This window comes from Candidatus Accumulibacter phosphatis (assembly GCF_012939955.1).
Taxonomy (GTDB): Bacteria; Pseudomonadota; Gammaproteobacteria; order Burkholderiales; family Rhodocyclaceae; genus Accumulibacter; species Accumulibacter delftensis.
Genome location: NZ_SPMY01000040.1, coordinates 41,392 through 60,889, shown reverse-complemented (window position 1 = coordinate 60,889; position 19,498 = coordinate 41,392). Strand labels below are relative to the sequence as shown.

The 19,498-nt window shown below is 62.7% G+C and carries 21 protein-coding genes and 1 pseudogene; 15 read left to right on the top strand and 7 right to left on the bottom strand.

The annotated features are described in order from the left end of the window. Positions 1-6: 6 nt before the first annotated feature. The 5 genes from E4Q23_RS14215 to bioD are packed head-to-tail and all read left to right on the top strand — an operon-like array spanning position 7 to position 4,717. Complete coding sequence (locus E4Q23_RS14215) at positions 7-1,338, top strand: adenosylmethionine--8-amino-7-oxononanoate transaminase (RefSeq protein WP_169067237.1); 1,332 nt, start codon at positions 7-9, stop codon at positions 1,336-1,338. Beyond that, positions 1,335-2,489: an 8-amino-7-oxononanoate synthase gene (gene bioF, locus E4Q23_RS14210; protein ID WP_169067236.1), complete on the top strand. Its 1,155-nt coding sequence runs from the start codon at positions 1,335-1,337 to the stop codon at positions 2,487-2,489. The genes E4Q23_RS14215 and bioF overlap by 4 nt, the downstream gene beginning before the upstream one ends. Next, entirely contained in the window at positions 2,486-3,271 is a 786-nt protein-coding gene (locus E4Q23_RS14205; protein WP_169067235.1) for an alpha/beta fold hydrolase, read from the top strand. The genes bioF and E4Q23_RS14205 overlap by 4 nt, the downstream gene beginning before the upstream one ends. Further along, a complete protein-coding gene (bioC, locus tag E4Q23_RS14200; RefSeq protein ID WP_169067234.1) occupies positions 3,249-4,022 on the top strand; it encodes a malonyl-ACP O-methyltransferase BioC in 774 nt (257 codons plus the stop codon). Before E4Q23_RS14205 ends, bioC begins: the two co-directional genes overlap by 23 nt. A gap of 8 nt (positions 4,023-4,030) precedes the next feature. Then, on the top strand, positions 4,031-4,717 hold the full coding sequence (gene bioD, locus E4Q23_RS14195; protein WP_169067233.1) for a dethiobiotin synthase: 687 nt from the start codon (positions 4,031-4,033) through the stop codon (positions 4,715-4,717). 92 nt (positions 4,718-4,809) lie between these two features. Here bioD and E4Q23_RS14190 read toward each other — a convergent pair whose 3' ends face one another. Further along, on the bottom strand, positions 4,810-5,991 hold the full coding sequence (locus E4Q23_RS14190) for an acetyl-CoA C-acyltransferase family protein (RefSeq protein ID WP_169067232.1): 1,182 nt from the start codon (positions 5,989-5,991) through the stop codon (positions 4,810-4,812). A gap of 24 nt (positions 5,992-6,015) precedes the next feature. Further along, on the bottom strand, positions 6,016-6,213 hold the full coding sequence (locus tag E4Q23_RS14185; RefSeq protein ID WP_169067231.1) for a hypothetical protein: 198 nt from the start codon (positions 6,211-6,213) through the stop codon (positions 6,016-6,018). Between the two features lie 747 nt (positions 6,214-6,960). Between E4Q23_RS14185 and E4Q23_RS14180 the strand changes: the two genes are divergently transcribed. Beyond that, complete coding sequence (locus E4Q23_RS14180; protein WP_169067230.1) at positions 6,961-7,335, top strand: hypothetical protein; 375 nt, start codon at positions 6,961-6,963, stop codon at positions 7,333-7,335. On the opposite strand, the pseudogene E4Q23_RS14175 reads toward E4Q23_RS14180, so the two are convergent. The 4 genes and pseudogenes from E4Q23_RS14175 to E4Q23_RS14160 form a co-directional block, all read right to left on the bottom strand. Then, a pseudogene (locus E4Q23_RS14175) lies at positions 7,332-8,004 on the bottom strand (CoA pyrophosphatase). The gene E4Q23_RS14180 and the pseudogene E4Q23_RS14175 overlap by 4 nt on opposite strands. Continuing rightward, positions 7,961-8,251 carry a hypothetical protein gene (locus E4Q23_RS14170; RefSeq protein ID WP_169067229.1) on the bottom strand — a complete coding sequence of 97 codons (291 nt, stop codon included), beginning with the start codon at positions 8,249-8,251 and terminating at the stop codon, positions 7,961-7,963. Before E4Q23_RS14170 ends, E4Q23_RS14175 begins: the two are co-directional and overlap by 44 nt. A gap of 12 nt (positions 8,252-8,263) precedes the next feature. After that, positions 8,264-8,932: a retropepsin-like aspartic protease family protein gene (locus E4Q23_RS14165; protein WP_169067228.1), complete on the bottom strand. Its 669-nt coding sequence runs from the start codon at positions 8,930-8,932 to the stop codon at positions 8,264-8,266. Positions 8,933-9,094: 162 nt separating this feature from the next. After that, entirely contained in the window at positions 9,095-9,538 is a 444-nt protein-coding gene (locus tag E4Q23_RS14160; RefSeq protein ID WP_169067227.1) for a universal stress protein, read from the bottom strand. A gap of 391 nt (positions 9,539-9,929) precedes the next feature. Here E4Q23_RS14160 and E4Q23_RS14155 point away from each other — a divergent pair, with 391 nt between their 5' ends. The 4 genes from E4Q23_RS14155 to E4Q23_RS14140 are packed head-to-tail and all read left to right on the top strand — an operon-like array spanning position 9,930 to position 12,355. Next, complete coding sequence (locus E4Q23_RS14155; RefSeq protein ID WP_169067226.1) at positions 9,930-10,391, top strand: hemerythrin domain-containing protein; 462 nt, start codon at positions 9,930-9,932, stop codon at positions 10,389-10,391. 21 nt (positions 10,392-10,412) lie between these two features. Continuing rightward, a complete protein-coding gene (locus E4Q23_RS14150; protein ID WP_169067225.1) occupies positions 10,413-10,640 on the top strand; it encodes a DUF2249 domain-containing protein in 228 nt (75 codons plus the stop codon). A 36-nt stretch (positions 10,641-10,676) separates the two neighbouring features. After that, positions 10,677-11,963, top strand: a complete 1,287-nt coding sequence (locus E4Q23_RS14145; RefSeq protein WP_248595448.1) for a hypothetical protein — start codon at positions 10,677-10,679, stop codon at positions 11,961-11,963. Continuing rightward, positions 11,963-12,355 (top strand): SirB2 family protein, encoded by a 393-nt coding sequence (locus tag E4Q23_RS14140; protein ID WP_169067224.1) that lies wholly within the window; start codon positions 11,963-11,965, stop codon positions 12,353-12,355. The genes E4Q23_RS14145 and E4Q23_RS14140 overlap by 1 nt, the downstream gene beginning before the upstream one ends. Before the next feature lie 35 nt (positions 12,356-12,390). Here E4Q23_RS14140 and fnr read toward each other — a convergent pair whose 3' ends face one another. Beyond that, positions 12,391-13,134 carry a fumarate/nitrate reduction transcriptional regulator Fnr gene (gene fnr / locus E4Q23_RS14135; protein WP_169067223.1) on the bottom strand — a complete coding sequence of 248 codons (744 nt, stop codon included), beginning with the start codon at positions 13,132-13,134 and terminating at the stop codon, positions 12,391-12,393. Between the two features lie 96 nt (positions 13,135-13,230). Here fnr and hemN point away from each other — a divergent pair, with 96 nt between their 5' ends. The 5 genes from hemN (at position 13,231) to selD (ending at position 19,458) form a co-directional block, all read left to right on the top strand. Continuing rightward, on the top strand, positions 13,231-14,628 hold the full coding sequence (hemN, locus tag E4Q23_RS14130) for an oxygen-independent coproporphyrinogen III oxidase (RefSeq protein WP_169067222.1): 1,398 nt from the start codon (positions 13,231-13,233) through the stop codon (positions 14,626-14,628). A 198-nt stretch (positions 14,629-14,826) separates the two neighbouring features. After that, positions 14,827-15,513, top strand: coding sequence for a sulfite exporter TauE/SafE family protein (locus E4Q23_RS14125; RefSeq protein ID WP_169067274.1), 687 nt, complete (start codon positions 14,827-14,829; stop codon positions 15,511-15,513). A gap of 72 nt (positions 15,514-15,585) precedes the next feature. Then, entirely contained in the window at positions 15,586-17,973 is a 2,388-nt protein-coding gene (locus tag E4Q23_RS14120) for a heavy metal translocating P-type ATPase (RefSeq protein WP_169067221.1), read from the top strand. A gap of 86 nt (positions 17,974-18,059) precedes the next feature. Beyond that, positions 18,060-18,266: a heavy-metal-associated domain-containing protein gene (locus tag E4Q23_RS14115; RefSeq protein ID WP_169067220.1), complete on the top strand. Its 207-nt coding sequence runs from the start codon at positions 18,060-18,062 to the stop codon at positions 18,264-18,266. A 139-nt stretch (positions 18,267-18,405) separates the two neighbouring features. Then, positions 18,406-19,458 carry a selenide, water dikinase SelD gene (selD, locus tag E4Q23_RS14110; RefSeq protein WP_169067273.1) on the top strand — a complete coding sequence of 351 codons (1,053 nt, stop codon included), beginning with the start codon at positions 18,406-18,408 and terminating at the stop codon, positions 19,456-19,458. Positions 19,459-19,498 lie beyond the last annotated feature (40 nt).

Here is a 19,498-nt window from a genome sequence, read left to right as displayed (position 1 = left end):
ACTCTGATGACCAATAGCGATCTGCTGCAGCGCAGCCTGGCGGCCGTCTGGCACCCGTGCACCCAGATGAAACAGCATGCGGAAGGCGATAGCGCCCTGCCGATGATTCCCATCGCCAGCGGCAAGGGCGTCTGGCTGCACGATTTCGATGGCCGACGCTACCTGGACGGGATCAGCTCGTGGTGGGTCAATCTCTTCGGCCACTGTAATCCGCGCATCAACGCCGCGCTGCACGCGCAGCTCGAGCAACTCGAACACGTGCTTCTGGCCGGCTGCACGCACCAGCCGGTGGTCGAGCTTTCCGAGCGCCTGTCAGCACTTACCGGCGGCGCGCTCGGCCATTGCTTCTACGCTTCCGACGGCGCTTCGGCGACTGAAATCGCGCTCAAGATGTCATTTCATTCGTGGCGTAACCGCGGCCAGGGCGGCAAACAGGAATTCCTTTGCCTGCGCGGCAGTTACCACGGTGAAACCGTCGGCGCGCTGGCGGTGACCGACGTCGCCTTGTTCAAAGACGCCTACGCACCGCTGATTCGTCCGGCGAGCACCGTGCCGACACCTGACGCACGCCTGGCGCAAGAGGGAGAGTCGGCGCTTGATGTCGCCCGCCGTGCCGCCGCGGCGCTCGAGCGCCATCTTGACGAGCATCACTCGCGCATCGCAGCCCTGATCGTCGAGCCGCTCATCCAGTGCGCCAGCGGCATGGCCATGTACGACCCCGAATACCTACGCCTGGCCCGCGCCCTCTGTGACCGCTATCAGGTGCACCTGATCTGTGACGAGATTGCCGTCGGCTGTGGCCGCAGCGGCACTTTCTTCGCCCACGAGCAGGCCGGCATCCGGCCGGACTTCCTGTGTTTGTCGAAAGGCATTTCCGGCGGCTACCTGCCGCTGTCGATGGTGCTCACCACTGACACCGTCTATGCCGCCTTCTACGACGACCGCGTCAGCCGTGGCTTTCTGCATTCGCACTCCTACACCGGCAACGCTCTGGCCTGCCGAGCCGCTCTGGCGACGCTCGACATCTTTGCCGAAGACCGGGTCATCGACACCAATCGAGCACTCAGCGCGCATCTCGGCAACTGCCTGAAGCCGCTAGCCGATCACCCGCACGTGCGTCATCTCCGCCAGTGCGGCATGATCGCTGCGTTCGACGTGCGCAGCGACGACACGCAGTTCTCCGAGCGCTTCTACCGCCAGGCGCTGGCCAGGGAAATCCTGCTGCGACCGATCGGCAACACGATTTATTTCATGCCGCCGTATGTGATCAGCCAGGAGGAGTGCGACTTTCTCGTCGCGCGCGCCATCGCCGCACTGGACGCCGCGCTGCACTCATGATCTGGGAAGAACTGCACAGCGAACTCGACGCCCTGCAGGCAGCCGGGCTCAGACGCACGCGTCGCACCCTGGACCTTCCCTGCGGTCCGCAGGCGCGCGTCGATGGGCGCTCGCTGATCAGCTTCTGCAGCAACGATTACCTGGGCCTGGCCAAGGACCCGGTGCTGATCGAGGCGGCCTGCCTCGGTGCCAGGAGCTGGGGCGTCGGCAGCGGCGCCTCGCACCTGGTCAGCGGCCACCTGACGCCGCACGCCACCCTCGAACAGAAGTTGGCCGATTTCACGGGCTTTGCCCGCGCCCTGCTCTTCTCCACCGGCTACATGGCCAATCTGGGAATCATTCCGGCGCTGGTCGGGCGCAAGGACGCGGTCTTCGCCGACCGCCTCAACCACGCTTCGCTGATCGACGCTGTGCAGCTCTCACGTGCCGAAAGCCAGCGCTACCCGCACGCTGATCTGGCGGCACTCGAGCGCCTGCTCGCCGCCAGCCCGGCACCCCGCAAGCTGATCCTCAGCGATGCGGTATTCAGCATGGACGGTGATCTGGCACCCTTGCCGGGGCTGCTGGAACTCGCCGAACGCTTCGACGCCTGGCTGGTGATCGACGACGCGCATGGTTTCGGCGTCCTCGGCGCGCAAGGCCGCGGCAGTCTCGCGCATTTCCAGCTACCCGCCGCCAAACGCCTGCTGTACATGGGTACCCTCGGCAAGGCAGCGGGGGCGGCCGGCGCTTTCGTGGCTGGCGACAGGACGGTCATCGACTGGCTGGAGCAGCGCGCGCGCACCTACCTCTTCACCACGGCCGGCAGCCCGGCCACCGCCTGTGCGCTAATCGCCAGTCTGGATTTGATCGCCGACGGTGACGCCCGGCGCAGCCGGCTATGGCAGCTCATTGCGCAGTTGCGCGACGGGCTGGCCGGCACGCGCTGGCACCTGTTGCCCTCGCCGACAGCCATCCAGCCGGTGATCATCGGCGACAACCACGAGACCCTGCGCATCGCCAGCGCGCTCTACGACCGCGGCCTGTGGGTGCCGGCGATCCGGCCGCCGACGGTGGCCAAGGGAACGGCACGCCTGCGCGTATCACTGACCGCAAGCCACACTGAGGAACAGCTCGCGCAACTGGTCGACGCGCTGCGTGAGCTGGCATGAACACTGCCAGCGGCAGCGGCCCGGATCTGGCCCTGATCCACGGCTGGGGGCTGGGCAGCTGGGTCTGGCAGCCAGTGCTCGATCGCTTGTCGCGCAACTGCCGCATACACCTGATCGACTTGCCCGGCTACGGCCAAAGCGCCGCTGACGGCGATGCGCACACCAATTTCCCTGATTTTTCGGCGACGGCGCAGGCGCTGCTCGACGCGCTGCCGGAGCGGGTCACCCTGTGTGGCTGGTCACTCGGCGGCCTGCTCGCCATGCGCGCCGCGCTGCTGGCACCCGAACGAGTCTCCGGGCTGGTACTGGTCGGCAGCACGCCCAGTTTCCTGCAGCGCGCCGACTGGCCGACAGCACAAACGCCGGCACTGGTCGACCACTTTTCGGCCGGCGTCGAGGTGCAGCCACAGCAGACCCTGCAGCGTTTCGTCACCGTCCTCAGCCAGGGCGACGCCAAGGCGCGAGCAATCACCCGTATGCTCCTCGCCGGTCTGCGCGCAGCGCCCCAGCCCGACAGCAGCACGCTGCGCGGTGGCCTGGAGTGGCTACGCGAGCTTGATCTGCGGCCCTTACTGCCAGGCATTGCCACGCGCAGCCTGATAATCCATGGCCGCGAGGACCCGCTCAACCCGGCCGCGGCGGCAACCTACCTGGCGGGACAGCTGGCGAACGCGCAACTGGATATTTTCGACAATACCGGGCATGCCCCCTTCCTGGCCAACCCGGATCGCTTCGCGCGACTGCTGGACGACTTCTGTCATGCCCCTGTTACTACCCGCTAAGCCGCGCGTTCGTGAATCCTTCGCGCGTGCCGCCGCCTCCTACGACGACGCCGCAGTCTTGCAGCGCCAGGTCGGTGAGCGCCTGCTGGCCGATTTTTCACCGCTTCCAGAACCAGGCACGATCATCGATGCCGGCTGTGGCACGGGCCATGGTTGCCGCCTGCTACGCGCACGCTGGCCGAGCGCGCACATCACGGCGGTCGACTTCGCGACAAGCATGCTCGCCGTCGCGCGCAGCGCTGCCGATCACTGCCTGGCCGCAGACATCGAAGCGCTGCCCTGTAGCGACGAGCGCTATTCGACCTGGTGGTCCAACCTGACCGTGCAATGGTGCGATAGCGGCAAGGTGTTTGCTGAAGCGCGGCGCGTTCTGCGTCCCGGCGGACAACTGGCGCTGAGCACGCTCGGACCACAGACCTTTGCCGAACTGCGCGCGGCCTTCATCGGCATCGACCGCCACCGCCACACCCTGAGCTTCAGCGAACCAGACGCCATTGCTGCGGCGCTGACGCTTGCCGGCTTCGCCGAAGTCAGACTGCAACGCCAGACAATCAACATGCACTACCCGGATCTGAAAACCCTGCTGCGCGCGGTCAAGGAAATCGGTGCCAACTCGGTCGGTGAAGGCGCGCGCAGCGGCTTGCTCGGCCGTAGTGCCTGGCAGAGGGTACAAGCCGCCTACGAGCAATACCGCACAGCCGCCGGCCTGCCGGCGCGTTACGACGTCATTCTTGCCTACGCCAGGAAGTGAGAGAGAACATGCAAGCTGATTCCACGCAGCACAAGCCCGCCTGGTTCATCACCGGTACCGACACGGAAATTGGCAAGACCTTCGTCTCCTGCGCCCTGTTGCATGCACTGCGCCGTGCCGGCTTGAGCGCGGTAGCAATGAAACCGGTTGCTGCCGGTTTCGACGATAAGGGACGCAACGACGACGTCGACCGCCTGCTCGCTGCATCGTCGCTGCAGCCGCCGCTGGAACTGGTCAATCCTTACGGTTTCAAGGCGGCAATCGCACCGCACATTGCCGCCGAGGAGGAAGGCCGGCGCATCGAATTGCCGCACATCATGGCCACTTTTGCGCAACTGCAGGCGCTCGCCGACGCGGTGCTGGTCGAGGGTGTCGGTGGTTTCTGCGTTCCGCTGGGGCGCACATGTGACGCCGCCGATCTGGCGGCCGCACTGCAGCTACCTGTGATCCTGGTCGTCGGCATGCGCCTTGGCTGCATCAATCACGCGCTGCTCACCCAACAGGCGATCGCCGCCCGTGGTCTGACTCTCGCCGGCTGGGTAGCGAACCGCATCGACCCGGCCATGTCGCGCTTCAGCGAAAATCTGGCGGCCCTGCAAGAGCGAATCGCAGCGCCCCTGCTCGGCGTCGTCGAACACGGCACGACACCGGAAAAGGCGGCCCTGGGGCTGCGGCTGCCCGGTCACTCGGAGTAAGGGGCGAGAATCGCCCCGAATGCAAGAAAAAAAAGCCCGACCGCAAAACGGTCGGGCTTTTCTGTTTTCGGAAGCGCTACATCACACAACCATCAGGCACGCTCGAAAATAACCGCGATGCCCTGGCCGCCACCGATACACATGGTGACCAGCGCGTACTTGCCACCGGTGCGCTGCAACTCGTAGATCGCCTTGGTGGCGATGAAAGCGCCCGAGCAGCCGACCGGGTGGCCGAGGGCAATGGCGCCACCATTCGGGTTGGTCTTGACCGGGTCAAGGCCAAGCCCCTTGTTGACCGCGATGGCCTGTGCCGCAAAGGCTTCGTTGGACTCGACGACGTCCATCTGATCGAGCGTCAGGCCCGCCTTCTTGAGGACCAGCTTGCTCGCCGGGATCGGGCCTTCACCCATGATCTCGTTCGGCACACCGGCAACGGCGTAGGCAACCAGACGTGCAATCGGCTTCTGCCCGGCGGCAGCGGCGACATCGGCAGCGGCGAGCACCATGAATGCGGCGCCATCGTTGATACCCGATGCGTTGCCGGCAGTCACCGTGCCGTCCTTGATGAAAGCGGGCTTCATCTTGGCCAGCGACTCCATGCTGGTCGCCGGCTTGATGTGCTCGTCGGTATCGAAAATCACGTCGCCCTTGCGGGTCTTCATCACGATCGGCACGATTTGCGACTTGAAACGCCCCTCGGCGACGGCCGCCGCGGCGCGGCGATGCGACTCGACAGCAAGCGCATCCTGCTCGTCACGGCTGATATCCCACTTCTTGGCGAGATTCTCGGCAGTGACCCCCATGTGACCGACACCGAAGGGATCGTTGAGGGTTGCCACCATCATGTCGATCGCCTTGACGTCACCCATGCGTGCGCCCGAGCGCATCGCCGGCAGCATATAGGAACCACGCGACATGACCTCGACACCACCGCCGACGCCATAATCGGAGTCACCGAGCAAGATGTTCTGCGCGCTGCTCACGATGCCCTGCAGACCCGATGCGCACAGACGGTTAACCGCCATGGCCACTGAATCCATCGGCAGTCCGGCCTGAATCGCCGCCACCCGAGCAACATAGGCGAAGCGCGCATCGGTCGGAATGACGTTGCCAACCGCCACGTAGTTGATCTGCTGCGGATCAACACCCGAACGGACGATTGACTCTTTCATTACCGTGCCAGCCAGCTCATGCGGCTCCATGTTGGCCAGGGAACCGCCGAAAGTGCCAATGGCCGAACGGACCGCGCTTAGTACAACGACTTCTCTGCTCATGAAGAAACTCCTGTAAATAATCGATCAACCGCCTACCGGATTGGCAAGCCCAAACAACAACAGCCACAGTGGCAGTGCACGCCAAATCAGACCGACGCCACTCTCCATGAAATCCACCTCTGCTTCGTCACCGACGCCGCTGTCGGCCTGGCCGGCAGCATCGCCGCATTCGCCGAGCGGCAGGCCAAGACGCAGCCTGAGTACACCCGCAGCGCTGGCCATCAGGAACCCCACCAAATCAGCATCGGCTTTCTGCTTGGCCTGCGCTCGCCAACAGGATAACGCAGGCTCGAAATTGCCGACAATGGCGAAAGCAACAGCAGTGCCCCGCAAAGCCTAGCCAGTCAATAATACCAAAGCTTCGCCGTGCGAAGCTTTCTAAGTCGCCGATTTCTCGATCACGGCTCCTCGCCGCGGCAACGGAAAAGAAAGCGCTCGCCCGCTCGCGGATCGCCCTCCAGGGAGCGCTGAGCGGCGGGAAAGAACGAAGCAAGCGAAAAAACGACCGCTGTAGCGCGCAAATCGCATCTTCTTGCCTCTTCGCTGGCCTGCCGGGCGATCTCGGTGGCCAACAAGCGAGCGCTGGGCGTCGCGCCACTCGACAAGCCGCGTGCGCGCCAGCACCAGCTTACCCATGCCAAGCGCCTGCCGAATGCCCGTATAATAGTGCGCGGACTGCCAAAATCCCATCGTCACATTGCGCACGAGGCTCAGCCCGGGAGGCTCGTGCCGATAGATTGCGTGAGCGGCATCACGTACGCCAGCCAGCTGGCGACGACGGAGTAGTCAAACGAGGACACTACCACAGGTATGGGAGGGCTTGCAGAAGCGCGGCCCTTCTCGCAAAATCGCTCCAGCGCTTCCAAAAGGCTTTTCAGGATGGAACTATCGTCTGTATTCAGCAAGACAGCGAAGGGCCAGGATGAGATATCCACCCGCGCTCATCGCTTGCCGTCACGAGTACGAGCAATGCTGATCATGATCGACGGGCAACGTACGGGACAGCAGTTGCTGGCCCTGTGCACCTCATCCGCGGAGGGCCAGCGGCACCTCGCACAATTGCTGAACGGTGGCTTCGTGCAGCAACTGTCAGCGACCACCGGCGCCCCCCTTTCGGCGGCACTGCCCGACGAGGACATCAGCCTCGCCAAGAGCTACGTCATTCGCACCTTGCACGAATTGCTGGGTAAGGATGCGCTCGTTCTGGCAGCAGAAATCGAGAAAACGGAAACCCTGGACGAACTGCGGCGCCACTTCGGTCAACTCCATCTGGCGCTCGGCATGGTCCCTGACCGGCGGAAGGTGGAGCAATTCCTCGAGAAAGTCGCCCTGGTTCTGGATTAGCGTCCAGCGACCTCAAGGGCCCGGTAGAGGGACATGATGATCCCTGCCGTAGCGCCCCAAATGAAGTAATCGCCAAAGGGCATCGCGTAGTAGTGGCGCAGCTTGCCCCAGTAGTGAAGCGAATGCCGCTGGTGATTGGCGGGATCCATCAGGAATGACAAAGGCACTTCGAAGGCTTCCGCCACCTCGAAGGCATCGAGCTGCAAATCGAAAGGTGGCGTCACCATCGCCACCACCGGCGTGACACGGAAACCCGTCGCAGTGCGGTACTCGGGTAGATAGCCAATGATTTCGACATGGGCCGACGACAAACCAATTTCCTCGCTGGTCTCGCGCAGCGCGGTATCGGCCGGCGATGGATCGCTCGCTTCGCAACGCCCCCCCCGGAAAGCTGACCTGCCCCGGATGATCGCGCAAATGGGCCGTGCGCTGAGTCAGCAAAACCGTCGGCTCGCCATTACGTCGAACAATCGGAAACAGTACGGCTGCCGGCAGCAGTTCTTCGTCGCCAACGCCGTCTTCAAGAACACAGGGAGAGCTCGCAGGCTCGACAGACAAGACCTGCCGCAATTGATCCAGGTCGACGGCGTTGCCGTTGGCCTCTGTCGTAGAACCCGGCAAGACCTCAATGGCTGCCGACACGCTCGCCTTCTCGTGCACCGCCCGCATCGTTCTCTTCCTCGATTTCTGCGCGCACGGCGGCAAGGGCGTCGCGCAAAGTCTCTTCCGACAAAGCGTTTATTGTCCTTGCCACCAGATCTGCCGACTTGACGGCAGTCGGCGGCAGCGCCCGGCTGTCGAGCGAAGCGATCAGCGCTGCGGCGGCACCGACGACTTCCAGCAGCGTTTGCCGCTCGCCCATCAGAATATCGAGCTCACCGCTCAACATGCTTGCTTCGTCCTCGTGCTGACCCATCATCGACTCCTCTTAATAGCGCTTTCTGAGGGTCATCGTCTGACCGTCACGCTGCATTTCCATACGGTTCAAGAAAGTCATGCCGAGCAACACGAACGGCATGTCCTGTTGATGTACCAGTGCGTCGATACCGTGCAGGACGATCTCGCCAACACGTACACTATCCAGCTGAACACGAGAAACTCGGGCTTCGCCATTGGCCGTACTCACCATCGCCGACTGGCCCTTGCTGGCGTCAATGCCGATCCGCCGCGCGTCACTGGCACCGAGCGAGACCATCGTGGCCCCGGTATCGACCAGAAAACGAACGCTCGTTCCGTTGATGTTCCCCGTGGTCAGGAAATGGCCGTTGCCGTCAGCCGTCAATACCGCCCTGTCACCGCCCTGCGACGAAGAGCTGGACACCACGTTCTGCCCAACGCGCAGGATACGCTTCTTTCCGTCACTCTCGATGGTTGCCGTTTCACGGTCAACGGCCAGTACCCGAATGCCCTCGCTGGTTTCCGTGCCGACAGCCACCGTTCTTGGGGCGCCGCCGCCGATGGTCAGTAGTGCCTTGCCCGGAAATACGCCGGCCAAGCCGACATCAACCGCCTCGACAGCAGTACAACTGGCGGCCAGGCCGAACGCCAGAAGCGTCTCCCGGCAACGCCAGCCAACAACTTTCGTGAAGCGTTGCATGCGCATTACACCTTTTCCATCGCCAGCCATATTTAGCCAGCGGACGCCCAAGCGTCCAAGGCATTTTTCCACACTTCGCCAGCGGCGCTCGCCGTGGACCAGGGCAGCACTGCCAGGCGTGCCTGCGAGCCTCCCTCCCAACGCCAGGAAGCCCCCCGGCGATCAGCGATAGACGAGAACGGGAATGGTCGAGTGCGTGAGCACCTTGTGCGTCTCGCTGCCGAGCAACAAGGCGCTGATTCCGCGGCGGCCATGCGACGCCATGAAGATCAGGTCGCAGCCTGCTTGCGTCGCCGCATCGATGATCGCCTCGTACGGAATGTCACTGGTCAGCGACAACTTTTCAACCGGGACGCCAGCCTCCTTGCCCAAATCAACGACGAAGTCGAGAACCTGTTGTGCTTGCTGCTCGGCAAATTCATCGAATTTCTCTGGTGTCGTCGGATCGATCAGAGCCCCTTCGCCGTAGTAGCTGACAGGGTACTCCGGCTTGGCAAAAAATGCCGTAATGCGCGCGCCTGCTTCCTTGGCGAACGAAACCGCGCGCCGGGCCGTTGCCTTTGAAAGATCGGATCCATCCGCAGGAACAAGGATGTGCTTGAACATGGCGCTTCCTCCACAGTGACGTCAATTGGCAATTGACTATAGGTAACAAAGGTCACACCAATTTTGACGGAAGTCAAACGATGGGCCGGCTTTCCGCCCAGATCGATGCCCGGACACGGTCAACATCCTGGCATCGAAACAGACTTTCGGCGATACAGTCAGCCAAGAGCAAGGGAAACCGAGAACTTTTCCGCCCTATCGCCGTCAAAGCGCCGGCCAGGAAATCTGCTGCTGCGAGCCGACACCCGTCGTTGCCGGCCCCCGGGAAAATCAGCTCGTGTGCCAATGCACGACCAGTTCAAAACTATTGCAAAACTATTGTTTGATGTCGATCAACGCTAGCGATGCCGCCGCCGCCGACAATGGCAAGCTTAACTCTACGAGGCGCCTCATGCACGAGATCAGCGAATTGATGACCAAAGATCATCGCTCTTGCGACGATTTTCTGGCGGTCGTCGAGAAGGCCGTGACCGACCAGAACTGGCAACTGGCGCAAAGCGCATTTCCGCGCTTGCGAGGCGCTCTACTGAATCATTTCGAGGCCGAAGAAAGCATTCTCTTTCCGCTCTTTGAAAAGCGCACCGGCATGTACCAGGGGCCAACGCAGGTCATGCGCGGCGAGCATGTGCAGATGCGGCAGCTGTTGGCCGCGGCCGAAGCCGCCCTGGCCGAGCGCGATGCCGACGACTACAACGGCAACGCCGAGACCCTGTTGATCATGATGCAACAGCACAATGTCAAGGAAGAGAACATCCTGTATCCGATGTGTGACCAGCAATTGGCTGACCAAGTCGATGCTCTGCTGCCGGAACTGCAACAGCAACTTGCTGGCGACGTGCAAGCGCCAGCCTGATACCGATAAAGCCGATCGCCCATGAAACCCTCTATCGTTCTTGATGCCCGCGACCTGGAGCCACCGGAACCGATGGTGCGCACCATGGAAGCGCTCGACAAGCTCGCGATGTCGGAGAAACTGTTGGTACTCCTGCCGCGAGAGCCTTACCCGCTGTACAGGGCGCTCGAACTCAACGGGTTCACCTGGCAGACCAAGCGCCAAGCCGACGGCACGGTGGAAGTCCTGATCCAACATCAAGAGCCCTGATGCAGGCGCTGCTGTCGTTCGACCAGGCTCCCCCGCTTGCCGCACCGCTTCGTTTTTTTTCTGACTGCACCGCTGTTTGCCATCCTCGCCGCCCTGCTCCTGCTGTGGAGTGGTCCGGATCTGTTCGCCTCACGCTGGACCGGCGCAGCCCTGGCACTGACGCACCTGATCACCGTTGGCTTCATGCTGCAGGTGATGCTCGGGGCGATGCTCCAGATTCTTCCGGTGGTCGCCGGAGCGAACATCTCGCGACCACAGCTGCTAGCCACCCTGGTTAACGCGGCAGTCGCCACTGGCGCGCTGCTCTTGGCGAGCGGCTTCCTGAGCTACCAGCCGCTGCTGTTCGAACTGGCCGCCGTGTTGATCGGCGGCGGTGTCGCGCTGTTCATTGCTGGCGCTGGGCACGCCTTGTATGGCGTGCCTTCGACGAACGCGACCATTCGCGGCCTGAAGCTGTCCTTGCTCGGCTTGACGGTGACGGTCTGCCTCGGCGTGCTCCTGGCCGTGGCCATCGACGGATCGCTGGCACTGCCGCTGCTGCAGCTGACATCGATCCATCTCGGTTGGGGCTTCGTCGGCTGGAGCGTTGTCCTGCTGGCTGCCGTCGCTTTCGTGGTCGTCCCGATGTTCCAGATGACGCCAGCCTACCCGGAGTGGTTCGCAGGCCGTTTTTCGTGGACGCTGCTCGCGCTGCTGATCTTGTGGAGTGTCGCCGATAGCGCTGGCTGGCAATGGCTGTCGCCCTGGCTCGCGGCAACGGCGGTGCTCGCGGTCGCCGCTTTTGCAGCGCTGACGCTGCAGCTGCAAAGCCGCAGCAAGCGAACCCGTTTCGATGCCACGCAACACTTTTGGCGCCTGGCGATGCTGAGCACTCTCGCCGCTTGCGCGCTATGGCTTGCGGCAAGCAGCTGGCCAACCCTGGGCGAGCGCAGCGAGTGGCCCCTGCTGTGCGGCATCCTGGCGCTGTTCGGCGGCTTCATGTCGGTAATGATCGGCATGCTCTACAAGATCGTGCCTTTTCTGGTCTGGTCACACTTGCAGAATCTCGGCCGCGGGCGAGTGCTTCCTCCGAACATGAACAAGGTCATCGCCGGGCAACAGCTCAACCGGCAGATGCACGCGCACTTCGTCGCCCTGGCGCTACTGCTGGCAGCCGTGCTCTGGCCTGAGTGGTTCACTTATCCGGCTGGACTGGCGCTGTTGGTGGCCAATGCCTGGCTGCTGCGCAACCTGCTGGCCGCCGTCGCCTTCTACCGCCAACAGCGACTGACTATCGAAGAAACCCTGACGCTCGTTTCAGCTGCGCCTGCGGAGACCCGGTAATGACCTATCTGACGCTGAAATACCTGCATGTCGGCTGCGTCGTGCTGAGCGGTAGCGGCTTCTTCGTGCGTGGACTCTGGATGCTCGGCAAGTCGCCGCGGCTGCAGCAACCGCTGGCACGAGTCCTGCCCCACATCGTCGATACCGTCCTGCTGGCCAGTGCCGTGGCCATGGCCGTGATCAGCGCTCAATACCCCTTCGCCGTCGGCTGGCTGACCGCGAAACTGATCGGCCTGCTGATCTACATCGGCTGCGGGACGATGGCCTTGAAGCGCGGGCGCAGCCAAGGGCAGCGGGCGTTTTTCTTCGTCGCCGCGCTACTGGCCTTTGCCTACATCGTCACCGTCGCCGTCAGCCGCAGCGCGCTCGGCCCGCTGGCGTGGATCGCTTGAAACAGCAAGCAACACAAGCGCCTTCTTGCGCAGCATCAAAGGCGCTGGTGAGACATCAGTTGCTTCAAGCGTGACGTGTTGAGAATACGGATCTTTCTCTGGTGAACGGACAACAGGCCTTCGTCCTGAAAGCGCGAGAACGCGCGGCTGACGGTTTCCAGTTTGAGGCCGAGATAGCTGCCGATTTCGTCACGCGACATGCGCAGGTTGAATTCGGCCGGCGAGTAGCCACGCGCCTTGAAGCGCTGCGAAAGGTTGAGCAGGAAGGCCGCCAGGCGTTCCTCGGCGCGCATGGTGCCGAGCAACATCATCACCCCGTGATCACGAACGATCTCGCGGCTCATCACCTGGTGAAAGTGGTGCTGCAGGGTATGGATTTGCCGCGACAAACCTTCGAGATGCGAAAAGGGAATGGCGCAGACTTCGCTATCTTCGAGAGCGATGGCGTTACAGGTATGCATTTCGCTGCTGATCCCGTCCAGGCCGAGCAACTCGCCGGTCATCTGGAAGCCGGTGACCTGATCGCGACCGTCCTCGATCAGCACGTCGGTCTTGAAGAAACCGCTGCGCACCGCGTAGATCGACTCGAAGCCTTGACCCGCACGGTACAGGTAATCGCCACGCTTGAGGCGCCTGCGCGTCGAAACCAACTCGTCGAGTTTCTTCAGTTCGTCCGCCTCGAGGCCGATAGGCAGACAGAGCTCGCGCAGGTTACAGTTCGAACAGGCGGTCTTCACCACCTCAAACGCGAGTCTCGCGGTCGCATCTCTGGTCGACATCGACATCCTTTTCACTAAACTCTGCGTTTGATCCACGTCAACCCGCTTACTTCAGGGCAATCCGATAATGCACGCAACCAACAATGAAGTGGAAACATGAACGCTGGCGCTGAAAACCTCGTGTTTGATCCGCAGATCATCCGCCGCTTCGACATCAACGGCCCCCGCTACACGTCCTACCCGACAGCGGATCGCTTCGTTGAGGCCTTTGGCCCGGATGCATACCAACTATGGCTCGGCAAGCGCAACATTGGTGCCGTCAGCCGGCAGTTGTCATTGTACTTCCACATTCCCTTCTGCAACACCATCTGTTACTACTGCGCCTGCAACAAGATCATTACCAAAGACCATGGTCGTTCAGCCAAGTACCTGAAGTATCTGGCCCGCGAACTAGCGCTGCAGAGCAGCCATCTCGAAGGGGGCGATCAGGAAGTGGCGCAACTGCACTGGGGTGGCGGTACGCCGACCTTCCTCGCGCACGATGAAATGCGCCAACTGATGGCGGCCACACGCCAGCACTTCAAGTTGATCGAAGACGGCGAATACTCGATCGAAGTCGACCCCCGCAAGGTCGATCGCGCAACCGTCGAACTACTGGCAGAATTGGGCTTCAACCGCATGAGTGTCGGCGTCCAGGATTTCGACCCGGCAGTCCAGCAGGCCGTAAATCGTGTTCAGAGCGAGGAAGAAACGCTGGCGGTAATGGACGCAGCGCGCGCCAGCGGCTTCAAGTCGATCAGTGTCGACCTGATCTACGGTCTTCCCAAACAGACGGTGATCGGCTTCAGCCGCACGCTGGACCGAGTCATTGCCGCCAGCCCGGACCGCGTATCGATCTACAACTACGCGCATTTGCCGAGCCTGTTCAAGCCGCAACGGCGCATCCTCGACGTGGATATGCCGAGCGCCGATGCACGCCTGCAGATTCTTTCACTGGCCATCCGCAAGATGACGGAAGCCGGCTATGTCTATATCGGCATGGACCATTTCGCCAAGCCCGACGATGAACTGGCAACGGCTCAGCGGCAGGGGCGCCTGCATCGCAACTTCCAGGGCTATTCGACGCATTCGGACTGTGACCTGCTGGCCTTCGGCATCTCGTCGATCGGCAAGGTCGGACCGACCTACAGTCAGAACGTGAAGACCCTCGACGAGTACTATGACCTGCTTGACAGCGGCACCCTACCCGTCTATCGCGGGATCGAACTGAACGCCGACGACCTGCTGCGGCGGTCGATCATTCAGTCACTGATGTGTCACTTCGAGTTGTCCATCGAGTCGATTGAAATTGCTCACCTGATCGACTTCAAGAGGCATTTCGCCACCGAGCTCGAAGATCTGCACGAGTTGGTCGATGCCGGACTGGTGCGCATCGACGACCGCTGGATCACCATTCTCCCGAAAGGACGGATGCTGGTACGCGCAATTTCGATGGTTTTCGACCGCTACCTGCGCGCCGACCGACAGCGTACCCGCTACTCGAAGGTGATCTGAAACCAAGGCGCAGCCGGGCGCCGAGGAGGAAGGAGTAAAATCCCGGCTCATTCAGCTCGGCGTTCGCACTCATCCCCAAGAGTCATGTCATATAGGTTCTCCCCGACATGAAGAGCATGACCGCCCCCCTCTTTCCCAACCCTTCTCCCGCGCAGGGAGAAGGGAGATTCGTCAGGCGCAGACGCGACTTTCATGGTCATGCCAGAATCGTCTTATCTCGCCCTGCTGTTGATCGGTCTGCTCGGGGGGACGCACTGCGTCGTCATGTGCGGCGGAATCGTCAGCGCGCTGTCGATGGGCGGTCCCGCGCGCGCCTCGCTGCTCCTCGCTTACAACGCCGGACGAATCCTCAGCTACGCGGCAGCCGGCGCCGTCGCCGGTGCGCTCGGCGAAGCAAGCCTCGCCTTGTCCGGGCAGTTGCCACTACGCAGCGCCCTCTTCCTGCTTGCCAACCTGATGCTTATCGCCCTCGGCCTGTATCTCATGGGCCTGACCAGGGCGCTGGCGTTCACCGAGCGCTTCGGCCAGAAGCTGTGGCGGCATCTGCAACCACTGACCCGGCATTTCCTGCCCGCACGCAGCATGGCGCAGGCTTTTCCACTCGGCCTGCTCTGGGGCTGGTTGCCCTGTGGACTGGTCTACAGTGCGCTCGCCACAGCATTGACCAGTGGTTCCGCCGTGCACGGCGCCGGACTGATGCTCGCCTTCGGCGCTGGCACCCTGCCGAATCTGCTGCTCGCCGGCCTGCTTGCGTCACGCTTGCAGGCCTATGCACGCAATTCAAGGCTACGCCTGGCATCCGGATTGCTGATTCTCGGCTTTGGCGTCTGGGGCATGATCGGGCTGGCGCGCATGCTTATCGTGACGTCAGCATACACCCCATGATTAAGGCGACTTCTCAAACGATGAGCGAACAGAAAAAAAAACTCGCCACGCCTCGACCTGCCGATCGCGGGCATGACTTGCGCGGCCTGCGCAACGCGCATCGAGAAAGTCCTCAACCGCTTGCCCGGCGTCATGGCTAGCGTCAACCTGGCCAGCGAACGCGCCCAGGTCGCCCTTTCGCCGGGCACCAGCTCGCCGCAAGAGGTCGTCGCGGCGATCGCGAAAGCGGGTTTCAGCGTCCCGCAACAGACCACAGAACTGGCCATCGAAGGAATGACTTGCGCCGCCTGCTCGACGCGCCTTGAAAAGCTCCTCAACCGGCTACCAGGGGTCGAGGCGGTCGTCAACCTGGCGACCGAGCGGGCGACGCTCCGCCATACGCCGGGCATGGTCGATCCAGCGCTGCTGCTCGCCACCGTCGAACGTGCCGGCTTTGTTGGGCGCCTCGCCGATAATCGCTGCCGCAACGAGGAGAAGGCCAAAAAAATAGCCGCCGAACAGGCTGAACTGCGCCGCTTCTGGATGGCGGCCGCGCTAACTCTGCCTTTGGCCGCGCAGATGCTGACCATGTTCGATGTGGGCGGCGGGCAAGCTCACCCGGACCTGCTGCCGCGCTGGCTGCAACTCGCACTGGCGACGCCGGTGCAGTTCTGGCTCGGCTGGCGTTTCTACGCTGGTGCGTGGAAGGCCTTGCGTGGTGGCGGGGCGAACATGGACCTGCTGGTCGCCCTGGGAACCAGCATGGCTTATGGCTTCAGCCTCTTCGTCACCGTCTCCGGCGCTGCCCATCTGCATGTCTATTTCGAAGCCTCGGCGGCCGTGATCACCCTGGTCCTGTTGGGCAAATTGCTCGAAGCACGGGCCAAGGCCAGAACCACCGACGCGATCGAAGCACTCGTCCGCCTGCAGCCGAAAACAGCACGCGTCGAGCGTGACGGCAGGCTGATAGAACTCGACGCCGCGCTGCTCATCCCCGGCGATATCTTTGTCGTCCGCGCGGGCGAAAACCTGCCGGTCGATGGCGAAGTCATTGATGGTGCGTCGACGGTCAATGAAGCGATGCTCACCGGCGAGAGCATGCCGGTGGCCAAGGAGCCGGGAGCACGCGTCTTCGCGGCCACGGCCAACGGCGAGGGAATGCTGCGCTGTCGAGCCAGCGGCGTCGGGGAACACACCCTGCTCGCCGGAATCATCCGCATGGTCGCCGAAGCACAGGGCTCAAAAGCGCCCGTGCAGCGCCTCGCCGACCGCATCTCGGCAATTTTCGTACCCATCGTCTGTGCCATTGCCCTGTGCACCCTGCTTGGCTGGTGGGCGTTTGGCGGCGACTTCAGCGTCGCCCTGATCAATGCCGTGGCGGTGCTGGTGATTGCCTGTCCTTGCGCCCTCGGGCTGGCAACGCCGACGGCGATCATGGTCGCCACCGGACAGGGTGCCACGGCGGGTATCCTGATCAAAAATGCCGAAGCGCTGGAACGTGCCGAGAAAATCAGCGTGCTGGCCGTCGACAAGACCGGCACACTGACCCGTGGCGAGCCGGTGCTCACCGATCTGCTGCCGCTCGCTGTGTCGGCGGACGAAGCACTGACCCTGGCAGCCGCTCTCGAACAGGGTTCCGAACATCCCCTGGCCAAGGCCATCCTGCAGCATGCGCAAGCCAGCCAGCTGACGCTACCGGCGCTGACCCAGTTCCGCGCCCTTCCCGGTCGCGGGGTGGAGGGTCGGGTTGGCGAACGTCTGCTGCGCCTCGCTGCCCCCAGCGAGTTTGTCGCCATGAGTTTGCCGCGCGACCAGATTGCCAAGCTGCAGCGCACGGGCAAGACCGTGGTGATCCTCGCTGAACGAGGCCCGGGCGGCAGTAACGCCGAAAGCAATCAGGCAGACAGCGAGCGGGCCCTGGCGCTGCTGGCCATCGCCGACCCCTTGCGCAGCACCTCTCGCGCCGCCGTGACCCGGCTCAAAGGCATGGGTATCCGGGTGGTGATGCTGACCGGCGACCACGCTGCGACAGCAGCAGCGATCGCCAACGAAGCGGGAATCGAAGAGTTCCGGGCCGGCATACTCCCCGGCGACAAAGCCGCGGCAGTCAATACGCTGAAGTCGGGCGGCACTGTCGTCGCCATGGTCGGCGACGGAATCAACGACGCCCCGGCGCTGGCGGCGGCTGATGTCAGCTTCGCCATCGGCGCCGGATCGGACGCAGCCATCGAGGCCGCCGACGTGACGCTGGTGCGTGGGGACCTGAATGGAATTGCCGACGCCATCCTTCTTTCGCGTGCGACGCTACGGAAAATCAGGCAGAATCTCTTCTCTGCCTTCATCTACAATGTTCTCGGCATACCGCTGGCCGCACTCGGCATGCTCAATCCGGTCATTGCCGGCGCGGCGATGGCGATGAGCTCGGTTTCGGTGGTCACCAACTCGCTGCTCCTCAAGCGCTGGCATGCGGGCCGCAGCTGATGGCCGGCGGTGCCGGCAATGGAAACGGGACTGACTGCGGCGCGCGCCGGCGAGCAAGGGCGCCGACAACATGAAAGGGAAGCGAAATGGAGACCATCGCCATTGGCGTTGTCGGAATGCACTGCCAGTCCTGTGTAAAAAGCGTCAGCATGCTCCTCGAGAGCTTGCCCGGAGTTGCCCGAGTCGAGGTGTCGCTGGACGCCGGCCAGGCCAGAATCAGCTACGACCCGAAGTTGGCGAGCATCGCCGACTTCACGGCGGCGATCGATGAGGCGGGCTTCGAAAGCAGCTGAAAAGCCTCGCCGGTAGAGACCCCGGCCACACCACCACCTTGACGCCCCAGCCCCCCTAGCGGACTTATCATGACCAAAAAAAAAATCCCGGACCAACGCGCCCGCAACTCCGGAAAACGTCCACAGCGAGCCGCTCAAACTGACCCAGTTTGCACACGGCGGCGGCTGCGGATGCAAGATCGCTCCGAATGTACTCGAACAGATCCTCGCCAAGACCGTTCCCGCCATCGTCCCCAAGCAATTGCTGGTCGGCATCGAGACCAGTGATGACGCAGCCGTCTACCAGCTCAACACCGATCAGGCGCTGGTAGCGACCACCGATTTCTTCATGCCAATTGTCGATGACCCCTTCGATTTCGGCTGCATCGCAGCGACCAACGCCCTGTCCGACGTCTATGCCATGGGTGGCGTACCGCTGCTGGCGCTGGCCATCGTCGGCATGCCGGTCAACAAACTGCCGCTCGCGACGATCAAACGCATTCTCGAAGGGGGCGAGTCGATCTGTGCGAAGGCGGGTATTCCAATTGCCGGTGGCCACACCATCGACTCCCTCGAACCGATTTACGGTCTCGTCGCCATTGGTCTGGTGCATCCCGACAACCTCAAGCGCAACTCCGGCGCCCGCCCCGGCGACAAGCTGATTCTCGGCAAGGGATTGGGCGTTGGCTTTTACAGCGCAGCGCTCAAGAAGGGACTGCTTTCGACCAGCCACTACACAGCAATGATCGCTTCGACGACGCAGCTCAACACGCCCGGACGGGCGCTCGCCTGCCTGGCCGGCGTACATGCGATGACTGACGTCACAGGCTTCGGCCTGCTCGGTCATCTGGTGGAAATCTGCAAGGCATCGCGAGTCTCGGCGGTCATCGATTACGCGGCCTTGCCGCTATTGGCCGACGCCCTCGATTATGCCGAAAAAGGCTGCATTACCGGTGCCTCGGATCGCAACTGGACGAGCTACGGAGACTACGTGGCCGAAGCGACGACGAAGCACCTGACTGGGCTTGAACAGGCCCTGCTGACCGATCCGCAGACCAGCGGCGGCTTGTTGATCGCCTGTGCGCCGGAAGTGGTCACCGAAGTCCTGTCGGTTTTCCTGCAGGAAGGCTTCGATCAGGCGACGGTGATCGGTGAGTTGAGCGCCGGGAAAACGCAGGTTTCCGTCGTCAAGAGCGAGACCGGGACGGGCTGAAGCCGACGCACGGACGCCAGCTACCGACCCCCTGCTTGCT